Annotated in this window: 13 protein-coding genes and 2 pseudogenes; 4 read left to right on the forward strand and 11 right to left on the reverse strand. The window is 45.1% G+C overall.

Annotated elements, in window-relative coordinates; all coding sequences use genetic code 11:
- The coding region (locus tag B0182_RS15205) for a transposase (protein ID WP_211271636.1) at positions 1 to 231 on the forward strand (231 nt) is incomplete at its 5' end.
- Between the two features lie 207 nt (positions 232 to 438).
- Here the strand turns inward: B0182_RS15205 and B0182_RS14330 are convergent.
- The 5 genes and pseudogenes from B0182_RS14330 to B0182_RS15335 form a co-directional block, all read right to left on the reverse strand.
- A complete protein-coding gene (locus B0182_RS14330) occupies positions 439 to 606 on the reverse strand; it encodes a hypothetical protein (RefSeq protein ID WP_158079668.1) in 168 nt (55 codons plus the stop codon).
- Between the two features lie 220 nt (positions 607 to 826).
- A complete protein-coding gene (locus B0182_RS08645) occupies positions 827 to 1,648 on the reverse strand; it encodes a class I SAM-dependent methyltransferase (RefSeq protein ID WP_078274547.1) in 822 nt (273 codons plus the stop codon).
- Between the two features lie 144 nt (positions 1,649 to 1,792).
- Positions 1,793 to 2,008 (reverse strand): annotated as a pseudogene (locus B0182_RS08650) (transposase); the annotation flags it as partial.
- Between the two features lie 68 nt (positions 2,009 to 2,076).
- Positions 2,077 to 2,271 carry a hypothetical protein gene (locus B0182_RS15330; RefSeq protein WP_078274600.1) on the reverse strand — a complete coding sequence of 65 codons (195 nt, stop codon included), beginning with the start codon at positions 2,269 to 2,271 and terminating at the stop codon, positions 2,077 to 2,079.
- A 250-nt stretch (positions 2,272 to 2,521) separates the two neighbouring features.
- The gene (locus B0182_RS15335; protein WP_078274548.1) at positions 2,522 to 2,773 is read right to left on the reverse strand and encodes an IS1/IS1595 family N-terminal zinc-binding domain-containing protein; all 252 of its coding nucleotides are present in this window, start codon (positions 2,771 to 2,773) and stop codon (positions 2,522 to 2,524) included.
- A gap of 199 nt (positions 2,774 to 2,972) precedes the next feature.
- Between B0182_RS15335 and B0182_RS08665 the strand changes: the two are divergent.
- Positions 2,973 to 3,077 (forward strand): annotated as a pseudogene (locus B0182_RS08665) (YnfA family protein); the annotation flags it as partial.
- 517 nt (positions 3,078 to 3,594) lie between these two features.
- Here the strand turns inward: B0182_RS08665 and rpoD are convergent.
- Both rpoD and B0182_RS08675 read right to left on the reverse strand, forming a co-directional pair.
- Complete coding sequence (gene rpoD, locus B0182_RS08670) at positions 3,595 to 5,454, reverse strand: RNA polymerase sigma factor RpoD (RefSeq protein WP_078274550.1); 1,860 nt, start codon at positions 5,452 to 5,454, stop codon at positions 3,595 to 3,597.
- 179 nt (positions 5,455 to 5,633) lie between these two features.
- Positions 5,634 to 6,920 (reverse strand): FAD-dependent monooxygenase, encoded by a 1,287-nt coding sequence (locus B0182_RS08675; protein WP_078274551.1) that lies wholly within the window; start codon positions 6,918 to 6,920, stop codon positions 5,634 to 5,636.
- A 393-nt stretch (positions 6,921 to 7,313) separates the two neighbouring features.
- Here B0182_RS08675 and B0182_RS08680 point away from each other — a divergent pair, with 393 nt between their 5' ends.
- Both B0182_RS08680 and recR read left to right on the forward strand, forming a co-directional pair.
- Positions 7,314 to 7,646 carry a YbaB/EbfC family nucleoid-associated protein gene (locus tag B0182_RS08680; protein WP_078274552.1) on the forward strand — a complete coding sequence of 111 codons (333 nt, stop codon included), beginning with the start codon at positions 7,314 to 7,316 and terminating at the stop codon, positions 7,644 to 7,646.
- Complete coding sequence (recR, locus tag B0182_RS08685) at positions 7,646 to 8,239, forward strand: recombination mediator RecR (RefSeq protein ID WP_078274553.1); 594 nt, start codon at positions 7,646 to 7,648, stop codon at positions 8,237 to 8,239. Before B0182_RS08680 ends, recR begins: the two co-directional genes overlap by 1 nt.
- Positions 8,240 to 8,561: 322 nt before the next feature.
- Here the strand turns inward: recR and B0182_RS08690 are convergent, their stop codons facing one another.
- The 4 genes from B0182_RS08690 to B0182_RS08705 all read right to left on the reverse strand — a co-directional run bounded on the left by B0182_RS08690 (position 8,562) and on the right by B0182_RS08705 (position 14,538).
- Positions 8,562 to 9,206, reverse strand: a complete 645-nt coding sequence (locus tag B0182_RS08690) for a hypothetical protein (RefSeq protein ID WP_078274554.1) — start codon at positions 9,204 to 9,206, stop codon at positions 8,562 to 8,564.
- 102 nt (positions 9,207 to 9,308) lie between these two features.
- Positions 9,309 to 10,340, reverse strand: a complete 1,032-nt coding sequence (locus B0182_RS08695) for a type I glyceraldehyde-3-phosphate dehydrogenase (RefSeq protein ID WP_078274555.1) — start codon at positions 10,338 to 10,340, stop codon at positions 9,309 to 9,311.
- On the reverse strand, positions 10,337 to 12,226 hold the full coding sequence (locus tag B0182_RS08700; RefSeq protein ID WP_078274556.1) for an AAA family ATPase: 1,890 nt from the start codon (positions 12,224 to 12,226) through the stop codon (positions 10,337 to 10,339). Before B0182_RS08700 ends, B0182_RS08695 begins: the two co-directional genes overlap by 4 nt.
- 5 nt (positions 12,227 to 12,231) lie before the next feature.
- Positions 12,232 to 14,538 carry a site-specific recombinase gene (locus B0182_RS08705; RefSeq protein ID WP_078274557.1) on the reverse strand — a complete coding sequence of 769 codons (2,307 nt, stop codon included), beginning with the start codon at positions 14,536 to 14,538 and terminating at the stop codon, positions 12,232 to 12,234.
- Positions 14,539 to 14,690 lie beyond the last annotated feature (152 nt).

A 14,690-nucleotide genomic window follows, 5' to 3' on the forward strand; every position in this document is an offset into this window, starting at 1 on the left:
GTGATTGTCATGGACAATGCTCCTTTTCATAAAAACAAAAGAATCCAAAAGCTACTAACCAGGCATGGACATCGTTTATTGTTCTTGCCTCCTTACTCTCCTGACTTAAACCCCATTGAGTATCAATGGAGTCAAGCTAAGTCTTTAAGACAAGGCTGGATGACTGATGATTTGGATGAACTGTTTTGGAACATGGGGGTGTGTGGTGATTTTGTGGTTTGGGGGGTGTAACTTAATAATACATTAAATTGATGAACACTTCTTTATTTTATTTGGTGTTGCGGTTGGGTTGTAAATTCAAGACATAAAAAGTTTCCTCTTTCCACAATTTGCCTGTATGTATATCGTAAATATGCACTGGGGTTAAATCGTTTTGCCCCAAATTGAATTGTTTAAAAATTTCGCCACATTGTTGATTTAAAACTTTTTTACCATAAGCTAAAAAAGATACTTTAAAATCTGGCTATCAGGATGATGGGGATTTTGAGCAATCTTAATTTCATTGAGCCGATAAGCACGATAATCAAATAAACCATCATAGCTTGACCCTATTGGATAAACTTTCATACGCCCCAAATCAATGGATGCTGACCAAACTTTTTTCATATATACTCCAAAAATAAGATTGTAGGTTGGACTGAACCGCCGTTCCACCCAACATTTAAACCTAAGCCTTAATTTTGTTGGGTTTCATAAACTCAACCCAACCTACGGTCTTGTAGGTGCGTATAACGCACCGTTTTGGACTTAGGCTTTGAAATGGTAGGTGTTACGCACCTTACGCCCAAAAACAAATTTGTAGCCTTTTTAGGTTGTTTGGGTATAGTTAATGTAGCTCCAATTTGACAACTCTTTGATTAAAGTTTTTATAAAAATAAGGCAATTTATATAATAAATTAAAAGGAAAGGGACAGCGATTACCATAATAATCGCTCATATGGTATTCTTTGACAAAATGAATTTTGTGATGCCAGTGTTCAATATCCCGACTATTTAACATTGACCAAAGATATTCAGGTTGGTCTTTTGTTTTTGAGACGGCATCGGTTTTTTTGACATTACCGACACCTTTATAATACAACATATCAAAAACAACTTCAAGATGATTAAAATTATCACATAACAAATCAAAAAATTGACGCACCTTACTTTCATCAAAATACATCAGCACGCCCTCAACAATCACCAAAATTGGCAAATCTTTATTTTGAATATACGCCACCCATTCTTTATCAAGCATTGAAAAATCAAGCATATGCACATTGTCTTGGGGTGCGATTAGTTTGCTTCTATAAGCCATAGCCATTGACACATCAATATCATACCAAACAATATGGCTTGGACAACCAAGCCGATAAAATCTGGTATCCAGACCTGCACCAATTTGAATAATAATTGCCTGCGAATGTTTGTTAATAAAGGCAAGTGTCTCATCATCAATTAGTTTTGCTCGTGTGGCAATACCAACTTGTGAAAATGCTGACCGTTTAAATTTGTTAAAATCATAATCAATTTGTTGAATAAGCTCTAAGGCTTTTTCGTCTTTGATGATGGGGTTTTTGTGCTGGCTTTCAATCGCTTTTGCCCACAATGTAATCAGCATCGTTTCAGGAATGCCTGCAAGCGTTAAAGTACTTTGTTGGTTCATTGTTTTTTCCTTATGTTGCGTCTGTATTAAAATCTTGGTCGTATTAGGATTCATATACTAAACAAAATGAGCAATGAATGATCCATATTTGTAGTATAGCATAGTTGCTAATCTATGTCAGCCCCATTTTTTACCCTTGAATCATCAAACTAACTGCAACACCTTTTGATAATAGACCTCATAAGGTGTTCGCCAATTTAAACATTTTCTAGGTCGCAGATTGAGTTTGGCGACCTTTGTTTGTATGTATTGATTGTCCCACTGGTTAATATCAGACCCTTTGGGGAAATATTCTGTTAATAACCCATTGGTGTTTTCATTGCTTCCTCTTTGCCAGGGCTGTCTTGGTGGTGGAAAGTGGATACACCCCACAAACCCCAAATATGCTACAATACCCTAACATTCATTAAATAGAGGGCATTGTTAAATCAAAATACACACCTCAAACTACCATTCCACTTAGCAAACAGTAAGCTCAGTGTATTTTCTATCATCTTTTGGCATTTAGAATAGCATTTGGTTTTACGTTTAAACCTTGCGGTAAAATGCCTAATCAGACTGTTATAGCCCTCTATGGTAAACGTTTGAGCTTTACTGGTTAGGTGTTTGTGTATGGGTATGATTTCTTGATAAGACTTTCAGTAATCAGAGCAAAACAGTTTTATGTTGTTTGGGTTTAGGTTGTTGTACAGTCTTTCAAAGGTTTTACTGTCTCGCTTACCACAAACAAAGCCTAAGAGTTGTTTGGTGTCTTCCGTCAATGGCAATCCACGTCTAACGGTAGTTTTTTAAACTTAGTGTAACTGTGAATCTCATCAAGTTCGACAATGTCAATAAGCTTGGTATTATCGGAGGTGATTTCATGTTGTTCACCTAATTGCTTAACCCATTGATAGACTGTACCATACTAATATTTAGCACTCTACCAATGGAGCGAAAGCCTAAGCCTTCAAGATACATATCTATTGCCATTTTTTTAATGTCATCGCTCTTATATGAGGCATGTTTGTGTACAGAGAAATAACAACAGTCTTTGCACTTATAGCGTTGCTTACCATTATTAAAACCTGCTTTAACAAAAGAGGGTGATTGACACTTAGGGCAATGGGTGAATATTTGGCTCATTGGGTGTTTGCTTTGCTTATGATAGACTGAGTGGGTATTTTAGCTTGGGTATTGTTGTTTAACAATGCCGAATAATTTTTACCCAAAGATACTAGAGTTCTTGCGAAATTCAAAAATTTTGGCTTGCAAACCTTGATTTTATTAGATTTGGAATTTTGACAAGTTCAATAAAATCGTAATTTCGCAAGAGGTCTACTTTATGGATTTTTCTATTCATGCTCTCGCCAAAACCTTGCTGTTATTTGTCATGACGGCGCTTTGTGAGATTTTGGGGTGTTATTTTCCTTATTTGATTTTAAATAGACTTCCTGCAAAACCCTAAATTAAAGAAAACCGTTCGCCTTGAGCTTGTCGAACCATAACGGTTTTCCGCCACCCGCAGGCATAGCTCAGGGCGAACGGAAAACTAGTTTTGCAGGAAGTTTAATGAGTAAAAAACATTGACTTTGGGCACTGACCGCTATGAGTTCGCTTGCCTTTGTACATCTTTTGATCTTGCACCCTGATGCATCGCAAGATTTATGTCATGTATGGTGGTGCGTATGTTGCCGCAGCATTGGCATGGCTAAAAATCTCTTTGACAGCATGGGGTATGGCAGGCGGATTTATGGTGCCACTTAGGGTGTTGATTATCATTGTTCGGCCAAGATGAGTTTGGGGAAATTAAGACACGCCAAAAGGGATGTAAAAATTATATAAAATTACCATTGATTTTTGGGCGAATTGCAATTCGCCCAAAAATCAACACTTTACCACAGGGCAAATGTAATTTGTTCCTACAAATCCGCCCAAAGGTATGGTTGATTAACAATACCGAAAAATCAATCACTTTCCAAGAACGAACGCAAATGCTCAGAGCGAGATGGGTGGCGAAGTTTGCGTAGGGCTTTGGCTTCTATCTGACGGATACGCTCACGAGTAACATCGAACTGCTTGCCCACTTCTTCTAAGGTGTGGTCGGACGCCATGTCAATGCCAAACCGCATTTTTAACACTTTGGCTTCACGTTCGGTTAGGTTGTCCAGCACTTCTCGGGTGGCTTCACGCAAGCCTTCGGCAGTGGCACTCTCAACAGGACTTGAAATGGTGCTGTCTTCGATGAAGTCGCCTAGGTGGCTGTCTTCATCATCACCGATGGGGGTTTCCATGGAAATCGGCTCTTTGGCGATTTTTAGGACTTTACGTACTTTGGCTTCGTCCATATCTAAGCGTTCGCCCAGCTCTTCGGGGGTGGGTTCACGCCCCATTTCTTGGAGTAGCTGACGGCTGACACGGTTGATTTTGTTAATCGTCTCAATCATGTGTACAGGGATACGAATGGTGCGTGCTTGGTCAGCGATGGAGCGAGTGATGGCTTGACGAATCCACCATGTGGCATAGGTTGAGAATTTATAACCACGGCGGTATTCAAATTTGTCTACCGCTTTCATAAGACCGATGTTACCTTCTTGGATAAGGTCAAGGAACTGTAAGCCACGGTTGGTGTATTTTTTGGCGATGGAGATAACCAAACGTAAGTTGGCTTCGACCATGTCTTTTTTGGCACGACGGGCTTTGGCTTCCCCGATTGCCATTTGGCGAGCCACGGCTTTCATGTCTTTGATGTTTATTTGTAGGTTTTCTTCGTGTGCCAAGATTTTCTTTTGCAAGGCAACAACATCAGGCATCACCGCTTCTAAGGTGCCAGCAAAGGCAGGTTTGCCATCAATACGGTGAGCCAGCCAGTCAATGTTGGTCTCGTTACTGGGGAAGGTTTTTTTGAACTCATCAAAGGGCATTTTGCCTTTACGGATAACCAAACGCATGATTTGGCGTTCGGTGGTACGCACGTCTTCATAGACTTCACGCATGAGTGCCATGATTTGGTCAGATAGGCGGTTGTTGAGTTTTAAGAGCATAAAGCGAGTGGCAAGCTCATCATAGGCGGCTTTGGCTTTTTCGCTGTTACGCCCATGTTTTTCAAGCATTTTTTTGGCATTGTCAAACAGGCTTTGAATTTCATCAAAGCGGGCTTTGACTTCTTCAGGGTCAAGACTGCTGTCATCGCTGTCAGCGTCCATACTCATGCCGTTGTCATCATCGTCTTCGTCTTCGGTGTCGCTGTCATCATCGGCTTCACTGATTTTTAGGTTAATCTCTGTGTCGCTCTCTTGGATTTCAAAATCGCTGTCATCTAGGGATAAAAAGCCTGTGACCACATCGGAGATTTTTTTCTCGCCCGTTTGTACTTGTGCGTATTCATCAAGCACAAACTTGACCGTGCCAGGCCAGTACGCCATGATGTACTGTACTTCTCGAGTGCCTTCTTCGATGCGTTTAGCAATGCTAATCTCGCCATCTCGAGAGAGCAAGTCCACTGTCCCCATCTCACGCATGTACATCCGCACAGGGTCGGTGGTACGCCCCGGTTCGGTCTCAACGCTGGCTAATACCGCCGCCGCTTCATCGGCTGCCATGTCGTCATCACTGCCCGAGTTTGCCAAAATGATGTCGTCTTCATCAGGGGCGACTTCATAAATGGCAATACCCACGTCTGTCAGCATGGCGATGATGTCTTCTACTTGGTCGCTTTCGGTGACGGATTCGGGCAGTTGGTCGTTAATCTCGGCATAGGTCAGATAGCCTTGCTCTTTGCCAAGCTGAATAAGGGCGGCTAATTGGGAAGTAGAATGTTCGCTCATGGGTTCTCGCTCATGCCTAAAAGTGATTGAAACGGTCAATTATAACACAGTTGAGTGCTAAATGGGGGTTGGGCTTGATTTTTTAAAGGGGGTATAAAAGGCGTGTGATAAATTTTAAAAATCATGCTCTAATCTCGACTTAAAATGCATCGTTTTATAAAAGCAGGCACGTCAAACCATCAAGATTTTAACCCCATCGCATAGGTAGCAACCATCGGTTTGACAAAGGGGATTTTGTCAAAGGCAATCAGTCCGACATTGCGAGCGACTTTCATGACAGGGTTGGTGCTGGTAAAACTGCCAACAACGGTATCGCAGAATTTAATCACTCGCTTTTGGTCGGTTTGGCGGGATTGCTCATAACCTAGCAGGCGGGTCTGGCTGCCAAAGTCGGGGGTGGTCATGCCAAATTTACCGCTTTTGGCGTTTTGTAAGTTCTCGCCCAAAAGTTTGGCAAGAGCGTAGGCGTCTCTTAGGCATAGATTAAAGCCTTGACCTGCCACAGGGTGTAGTGTGTGAGCGGCATTGCCCATGAGTACACAGCGACCGACGACCTGCCGATGAGCTAATACTTTGGTCAAAGGGTATGCCCCACGCCTGCCTGCTTGTACAAACTGCCCTGCATCTGTGCCAAAGACTTGTTGCAATGTCGCCAAAAAGTGAGCGTCATCATGCAAGTAGGCGTGTTCATCGCCTTTTGGGCAGATAAAGACGACCGAACGGCGATATTTGCCATCTGCACTGTCGGGTAGGGGTAGCACCGCCAACGGTCCGGCAGGGCTGAATTTTTCAATGGCGACATGCTTGTGTGGCGTGTCTGTCTCAACCACACCAACGATACCCACTTGCCTATAATCATGACTGTCCGCTCCTATGCCGAGCATGTAGCGAGCAGGCGAGTGCTGACCATCGCACGCCACAACCAGTGGGGCGGATAGCTGAATAGTACCGTTGTCTGTTTTGTCATCTTGGCTGATGGCAGTAACATGAGCCATGTCGTCATCTTGGTCGATGGCGGTCACTTGGGTGTTATCATGCAGGCGGATATAGGGGCTTGCCTTGACCGCTTGGAGCAGTACCCGTCCTAGCCATGCGTTTTCCATGACAAAACCAAAGCTCTCAACGTTCTCCGCCTGTTTATCAAGTGTCGCCCGCCCAAAGCTACCAAGCTCGCTAATTAACACCTTGTCAATACGGCAGGCATGGCTGTCCAATTCATCCCACAGCCCAATCTCATGATAAATCTGCACGCTACGCCTAGACAAAGCGGTGTTGCGACTGTCCAGATAGGATTGGCGTTCATGGTCTTGGTCGGGGGCGATGGTCGGGTATTTGACCGTCTCCAACAGCGTGCTATAAATGCCTTGATGAGCCAAAAGCAGGGCAAAGGACAGTCCGACATGACCGCCACCGATGACGATGACGTGGTTATGCTCGGGTGGGGTATCGGGGTGTGGGGCTGTCATGACTGTCTCGCTGGATAAATGGATGGTGTATTAGGGCGTGTTGAATGTTGGTATTTGTAATGAAAATGCCTGTTTAAAAAAGCAGGGGAGTCGCCCGTTTTTCAAGGAAAAAGTGAAGTTTGATGGTCATTCTATCAAACGAACGTCTGACGATGAAAAAAATCCGACCACTTAATTTAAAGAAATTAAGGTAAAATCTTGACAATTTACACGATCAAGTGGTCGGATAGCCATTTTCATGCAAAAATGGATTAAAGCGTTAAATTATACCATATTCTACAAAAATGTTATCAATGTTCAACACGCTCCATGATAACAATTTCCCATTAAGTTAAAATTTTGTTATAATGGCTAACCATATTACCCAAAATTTATTATCCTTTGGAGTTTATGATGAACATTCAAGCACTCATGCAACAAGCCCAAGCCATGCAAAAGCAGGTTGAGCAAAACGTCGAATCCGCCAAAAAAACCCTTGCCCAAAAAGAAGTTCAAGGCGAAGCAGGCAACGGACTGGTAAAAGTGACCATGACAGGTCGCCATGTGGTCAAACGCCTATCTATCGACCCAAGTTTGATGGATGATGAGCCTGACATGATTGAAGATTTGGTGGCGGCCGCCATTAATGATGCGGTACGTCAAGCAGATGAGCTATCAGAGGAAATCATGGCGGGGGCGACCACAGGCATGGGTCTGCCCAAGGGCATGCAAGGATTGTTCGGTTAATGCTCACCCCCAAATTTGACCAACTGGTCAAAGCCTTACAAATCCTACCATCTGTCGGGCAAAAGTCCGCCCAACGCATGGCGATAGAACTATTGTCCAAAAAACGTCCCCAAGGCTTGGCGCTTGCCTATGCCTTGGAGATTGCCATGAATGAGATTAAAGAATGTCAAATCTGCCATTCATTTAGCGATGATGACATCTGTCCCATCTGTGCCGATGTCCGCCGTGATGACAGTCAGCTGTGCGTGGTGGAGCGTGCATCCGATGTGGTGGCGATTGAGCAAAGTGGAGCGTATCGTGGGCGGTATTTTGTGCTGGGCGGTCATCTGTCGCCCTTGGACGGTATCGGGGCGGATGATTTGCACATGGATGAGTTGGTGGCGTTGGTCAAAAAGTCTGCCATTAGCGAGCTGATTCTTGCCACGGGGGCGACGGTCGAAGGTCAGACCACCGCCTTTTTTATCCATGACGCCCTAAAAGCCTGCGTGGATAATATCACTCGCTTAGCCCAAGGCATTCCCATGGGCGGGGAGTTGGGTTATGTCGATAGCCTAACCTTGCACCAAGCCTTACAGAATCGGGCGTTTTTATAGTTGATTTTTGATAGTAGTCCAAAAAGTATGCTGAACTAGGTTTTCCGTTCGCCCTGAGCCTGCCTGCGGGTAGGAAAACCGTTAGGTTTCCCAAGATCGCCACGAACTGTTTTCTTTGTAGCATACTTTTTGAACCAGAGCTGATTTTTTACTATATTGCAAACAAAACGGTTGGGATTGCCCAACCGTTTTTTTAATGCGTGGGTTACTTGAAATAAAAAATATACCCAAAAAATTTGAAAATTACTACAAACGCAATAATGTTTGGATGTAGGGGCGTGCTGAGCACGCCTTATATGCGATAGATAAAACACCCAAAACCCTAAAACCGCTCTTGTGCATGCTCCATGATTTTATCACGTAGAGCATGGCTTAGATATGCCATGGCTTGGGGGGTGGTGTGTCTGATGTGGTTTAGGATTTGGGTGGTGGCAAGAGCGTGACTGTTGGGCAGGCGAGTATAGTTATCGCTGGGCGTAATGACAAATTCATCATCAGACAAATCAACGCTCACCAGCTCCTTGGCGGTGTTTTTGTGCAGGACATTGACGTTGCCTGACAGTAGGATGTTACCAATCTCGTCAGCGACTGCTTGGGTGAGGTCGCACTCATCGGTGGTCTGGCTGTCTTTGGCGGTGTTGGTAAATTGCAAATGCAGGGCAAGGGGAAACTCATCCCACACGATGACACTCGTGCCTGTGATTTTGATGTGGGTGGCAGGGCGTAGGCTGTCGGGACTGACCCCAAAAATCGCACACGCCTGTGCCGTGGTTACTTTGTCGTTCATCTGCCCAAAAAAGTCGGTCAAAGGCTTTTGAATCTTTAGCTCATCGCTTAGGCGGTCATAATGAGCCAACAGCATGAGTGGCAAATCCTGCTCGTAGATGAATTTGTCTATCTTGACATTATGTACCCGAAACGGCACATCATCGGTCAATACTTCTTGTAAAATAAAACGGTCAGTCATGTTAATACGATTGGTAAAAATGCATAATATAACACACTATTGGCATGGTTGCATGGATGTTATGTAACTCTTTGTTTTTTAGATTGTTTTTAGATATGGGTACTAGGATTGTTTTGCTTTGCTTAACGCCACACACATATCAAGCAAGCGATTGGCGTAGCCAACTTCATTATCATACCATGCTAGGATTTTAAATTGGCAACCCGCTTGCATAAGCTGAGAGCCGTCTATGATGAGCGAATGGGTATCGCCGATAAAGTCAGATGAAACAAGCGGTTCATTGGTATAATCCATAATCCCACGCAGACGGTTTTGGCTTGTGTGTTTTAAGAGTTTTCTGATGTCGTCAAGGGTAGGGGCTTTTTCAAAGATGATCGTGATGTCAATGCAGGCGACATTGACTGTTGGCACTCGGATAGAATGCCCGCTTAATTTGCCTTGTAAAAATGGTAACACCCGCACACTGGCATTAATGCTACTTGACGTGGTGGGAATGATGTTTTGCCCTGACGCTCTTGCTCGCCTTAGGTCTCGGTGGGCTTGGTCTAGCACCGTTTGGTCGGCGGTTACGGCATGAATTTCAGTCATCATCACGCTGTCTATGCCATAGACTTGCAAGGTGTGCAGTAGGGGGACTAGGGCTTGGGTGGTGCAGGACACGCCTGAGATAATCGGTAAATTGGTATGCAGTATCTCATCATTAACCCCCATGACCACGCTGGCATCCACCGTATCAAAGGGGGCAGAGCCGATGATGACTTGTTTTGCCCCTGATAAGCGGTGCAGGCTTGCATCATCATAGGAGCGAAAACGCCCTGTGCATTCTAACACCACGTCAATGTCAAGCTCGCCCCATGCGATGTCAGTGGGGCTTTTTTGGTTAAGTAGTAAAATCCGGCACAGGGTTTGCCCGTTTTTTTGTAAAATCAAATGGTTATCTTGTAGATGTGCATCCACACCCAATCTGCCGTGCGTGCTGTCAAATTTTAATAAATGCAGGAGCGTGTGGGCGTCTGCGATGTCATTGATGGCGATGATGTCAAGGCGGTCAAATCTTGTGATGTCGGACAGATACGCACGCAGTAGCATTCGCCCAATACGTCCAAAACCGTTGATGGCAAGGCGAAGGGTCATGGCTTATCCTTGTTGGTGTTAGCTGTTTTGCTGTCATCTGCCGTGTCTGTTGTGTCGGCTTTGGAGATGTCCAAAAATGCCAACGCCAGCCTTGCGATGTTGTAATAGCCATTGCCTTTACCACTCATCTCCACGATGGGTTTAAGCTTGACACCGCCTTCAAATTCGCCTTGGGCGTCGAGCTTATCATAGATGGCTTTGATGGCGTGTAGTTCATCATCACTGGGGGCAAAACGCAGGTAGTCGTCTTTGCCATCACGTTCGATGAGCTCGGTGATGTGGCTGATGATGGTAGATTTGGCAAGCTCACGTTTCTGTGCTATCTCATCAAGACTAAGACCTTCTTTGATGAGTGCTAGGGTCTCATCTAGGGTTTTGCCGACTTGGGTGGGCGATTTGCCTTGGGTTTGGTTGGCGTTGATGTGCTGTTTGCGGGCTTGTTCATCTTTGACTTTTTGTAAAAGTTTTTCTTGGCGAGCGATGATGGTATCATCAGTAATGCCATCACAGGCGATGATGAACTGTTTGTGAATCTCGCTTAGGGTGTCATCATCTAAGGCGTAGAACTTTTCGGCTTGTTCTTCTGCAATCTCTAATAGACGGTTATTGACGTGAAACACCCATTCATCTAACAGCAGACTGTTTTTGTTCATGCCAAGGAGTTTTAAGCCGTCCAGCGACCGCAGGCGAGAGAGAGCAACATAGCCTTGCCCCATCTCAAAGGTGCGAGATAAATCAATCTCGGCAGCATCTAGGGTCATGCCTTGGCTTTTGTGAATGGTGATTGCCCATGCTAAGGCAAGGGGGATTTGGCTGTAACTGGCTAATATCTCGCCTTGGTTATCTTCTATCGTCCATTCATCAGGCTCGGCATAGACCATGCGACCACTATTGAGTCGTACCATGGGGTATTTGATGGTGTTGGCGGACTCGTTACTACCATCAATGTTTGCCTGTGGTAGGGCGACAAAATCAACCACTTCGCCCATCGTGCCATTAGAGACACTAAGGTTTTGGTTGTTTCTGACAAACATGACCCGAGCCCCGACTTTTAGGGTCAAAGATGGGGCGGCTTTGACGTTTTTAGCGAGCATTTCTATCAAGGCTTTATCGCCATAGGTGGTGCAGTCAAAGGTGTGAGCATCGCCATCTAGCAGAGCAAGCTGTTCTTGGTTGATGCTGTCCACGTTGCCATTATGAGTGTACAGACGTGTACAATTATCGCTGATGTCGTTATGGCGAGTGCCAAGCAAGATGTCTTGGGCGAGAGCATCCACGTCCTGATGGCGGATTTGGTTCAAGATGTCGTTTAGGCTCATGCCAAACCGTTCACGCTCATCATGCCCTGCTTGACGGTGTTGTTCTGATAGGTAGCAGATTTGAAAATTGGCACTTTTCCATGCCTTCGCCATAAAGGCAAACTTTTCTTTGTTGCTTTCGCCTTTGTTGCCAACAGGGGGTAACTGAAAAAAATCGCCCGAGAAAATCACCTGCACCCCACCAAAAGGGGTGTCATTTTCACGAATGGTACGTAAAATCTCGTCCAACAAGTCCACTTGCTTGGCATGGAGCATGGAAATCTCATCGATGATGAGTACCTTAGCGTCTCTTAGGCGGTCGGTCACGGCTTGGCGATATCTTAGACGTTTAAAATCTTCATCGGTAAAGCTGTCCTTAATGCCCATGCCAGACCATGCGTGTATCGTCATGCCGTTCATGTGCGTGGCGGCAATGCCTGTACTGGCGGTAATAGCAGCTGAGATGCCACGCACTCGCAGATAGTGAATGTACTGGTTTAGGACATAAGTTTTGCCTGCTCCTGCCTGCCCTGTCAAAAAGACGTTTTGTCCTGTTTTTAAAATATCAAGTGCAATACTTTGTTTCATGGTATTTACTTTGGTAGCTGTGGCGGTTTGTCGGGTTTGGGTAGTGGGTTTTTGGCATTGGTCTCGCTATTCATGTCAAGCCCCATCTCGCCTGCTTCACTGTGTTTGGTCTCTACTTTGACTTTATCAAGCGTGCCTTGGCTTAGGTCGGTTTTGGCGACATTGACTGCATTTTGGATGTCTTTTAGGGGGTCGGTTTTTTTATTGCCTAGACGACGGACGACCGAACCGCTAGGAATGGCAGTTTCTTTGACATTGTCATCATAGATAATCCGCCCTTCGCTGTCAATACGTGCGTATTTAACGCTTTCATTTCTAGGAATGAAAAAGTCCCTTGGGTGTGTGATTAAGTGCTTGAACATCAGCTCGCCCAAATCTTTCCACTGGCTAAAATGCACTTCTTTGGAACGTAGGGCAATCATGAGTGACAGTGAAAAACTAACAATCAGGTTCACCATGCCGATGAGCAATACTCCAACAAAAGCATACAGGGCAAGTTGCCATGTCAAATCATCAGGGGATAAGAAAAACAGCCCATGCACAAGGTTGGCGGAGGCAAAGGCGATGTGGCGAATGTCAAGTGGCAGTCCGAGCATGTAGCCGATGGTGGCGGTACTGCCCAAAAAACAGCCAAAGATAAAGTTCCCCATAATCGCCCCAAGATTGGCTTCTACAAAACTGCCAAGGCGGTTTTGCCAGCTTTGGGGCATGAGACGAGCAAGCAGGTGGTGACGTTTGACCCGTTCGCCGATTTTATTAAAGGCGGCAAGGTTATCATAATACCCTGAGATAAGTCCTGATAGGAACAAAAACACCCCAGCGATGGCAGCGTGTGGCAAGGAGAGTGAACGCAAGGGGTCAAGCTCGTGGAGCAGGTAGGCGGCCTTTTCGGTGCTAATCATCGGCTCACCATAGAACTGCACCCAGCCAAAGGCGATGAGTAGGGCGATGGGCATGGCGATGGAGATGTTACCCATGATGGCGATAAACTGCGTTCGCATGATGTCCACGACCAACTCAGCAAGTTTGGTTAGCTGTTTTTTCTTACTAGATCCTTCTGAGATGGTGGAGGCGATGGCGGCGGCGGTCATGGCGGGCTGTTTGGTGGCGACTGTCCCCCCTGCGATGTGAATGCCAACAAAGCCAAGTCCATAAATCATGCTGTTCATGAACGCTTTGCCAATGGGGGCAAGCACGAGCGATGAGCCTAGGATTTTTAAGGTTGCCATAAAAGCGATGAGAAAACCACCAATGGCCGCCTTTTTGTACATTTTTTTGTAGCCAAGCTTGTCGGTACTGATGTAATGCTCGCCCACTTGACCTGAGTTTTCGGTGATTTTACGAGACAGCAGGCGGGTGTTATTTTTGATGAGATAGCCAAAGCTGTATCGGGTTTTGGCGGTGCGGACAATCTCTTGGGTTAGCTCCACGATGGCTTTGTCGCGGTTTTTGTTTTTGTCAGAGACGAGTTCAAGCAAGATATGCATGCGGTGAATGCTCTGCTCAAGTCGCACAAGCATATTAGTCATACGAATGGAAATGCCCGTTTTGTACACCCGTTTTCGAATGTTATCAACAATGTCTTGGCACTGCTCTAGCATGACAAGCAAAGGAGCAGGGTCAATGTCCACATCAGGCATGGTGTCAGTCATGGCGTCCAAGTTATGGGACTGGCGATACTGATTGACAAACAGGACGGTCTCTTGGTTTTGGGCGACAAAGGCGGCGGTGTAGTTTAATATTTGTGGATAGGTATCCATCATCTCAGTGTGCAGTCCGATGCCACTGATGCGATAAGATAAGATGACCAAAGCGTTTAGGATGCTGTTTTTGGCACTGGCGACCAGCTCTAGGTTCTGCTCATCAACCTTGATAAGCTCCACCAGCTCATCCCAATACTCAGGCGTGATGAGTGACAGCCATTTCTCATCGGTTGCCCCGTCAAACAGATAGTGAGCAAGCTCTACCACGGAGTCTTCTTTGGGCAGTAAGGGCAAAAAACGATGTCCTATCAAGCGGTTAATGCTGTGTGAAAAGCTGTCATCAGAGATGATGCCCGTATCTGCATAGAGCGTGATACGCTGATAGTTGTCTGTTAGACGCAGGATAAACGCTGCCAGCCCTGCACCGTATTCAGGATTTTCTTTTAAAATATCAATGAGTTCACGGATTTTGGGATTGACCGCTTCTTCGTCATCGCCCGTCACTCTTAGTGCGTCAATGAAACGTTTCAAAGACGAAGGCTCGGGCAACTCTTGGAGTAGGCTGATGTATTGTAAAATATGGCGTAAGTCAGAGCTGTGATCTAGCAAAGGTTGTCCTTAAAAATACAAGATAACTGATAAACGGACTATTTTAGCACAGTTTTTGGGGGATAATTTAAAATGGCGGAATATTTTTTGTGGTTTGATAAAATGGCAAAATAGGTTGTTTTACCTATTTAAAGAGAGTTATTTGAAAAATA

Origin of the sequence: Moraxella bovis (assembly GCF_002014975.1) — a bacterium.
Taxonomy (GTDB): domain Bacteria; phylum Pseudomonadota; class Gammaproteobacteria; order Pseudomonadales; family Moraxellaceae; genus Moraxella; species Moraxella bovis.

What these genes read in the sequence shown, in the direction of transcription:
- B0182_RS14330 (WP_158079668.1), bottom strand. Translation starts at nt 606, where the DNA reads ATGAAAAAAGTTTGGTCAGCATCCATTGATTTGGGGCGTATGAAAGTT.
- B0182_RS08645 (WP_078274547.1), bottom strand. Translation starts at nt 1,648, where the DNA reads ATGAACCAACAAAGTACTTTAACGCTTGCAGGCATTCCTGAAACGATG.
- B0182_RS15335 (WP_078274548.1), bottom strand. Translation starts at nt 2,773, where the DNA reads ATGAGCCAAATATTCACCCATTGCCCTAAGTGTCAATCACCCTCTTTT.
- rpoD (WP_078274550.1), bottom strand. Translation starts at nt 5,454, where the DNA reads ATGAGCGAACATTCTACTTCCCAATTAGCCGCCCTTATTCAGCTTGGC.
- B0182_RS08675 (WP_078274551.1), bottom strand. Translation starts at nt 6,920, where the DNA reads ATGACAGCCCCACACCCCGATACCCCACCCGAGCATAACCACGTCATC.
- B0182_RS08680 (WP_078274552.1), top strand. Translation starts at nt 7,314, where the DNA reads ATGAACATTCAAGCACTCATGCAACAAGCCCAAGCCATGCAAAAGCAG.
- recR (WP_078274553.1), top strand. Translation starts at nt 7,646, where the DNA reads ATGCTCACCCCCAAATTTGACCAACTGGTCAAAGCCTTACAAATCCTA.
- B0182_RS08690 (WP_078274554.1), bottom strand. Translation starts at nt 9,206, where the DNA reads ATGACTGACCGTTTTATTTTACAAGAAGTATTGACCGATGATGTGCCG.
- B0182_RS08695 (WP_078274555.1), bottom strand. Translation starts at nt 10,340, where the DNA reads ATGACCCTTCGCCTTGCCATCAACGGTTTTGGACGTATTGGGCGAATG.
- B0182_RS08700 (WP_078274556.1), bottom strand. Translation starts at nt 12,226, where the DNA reads ATGAAACAAAGTATTGCACTTGATATTTTAAAAACAGGACAAAACGTC.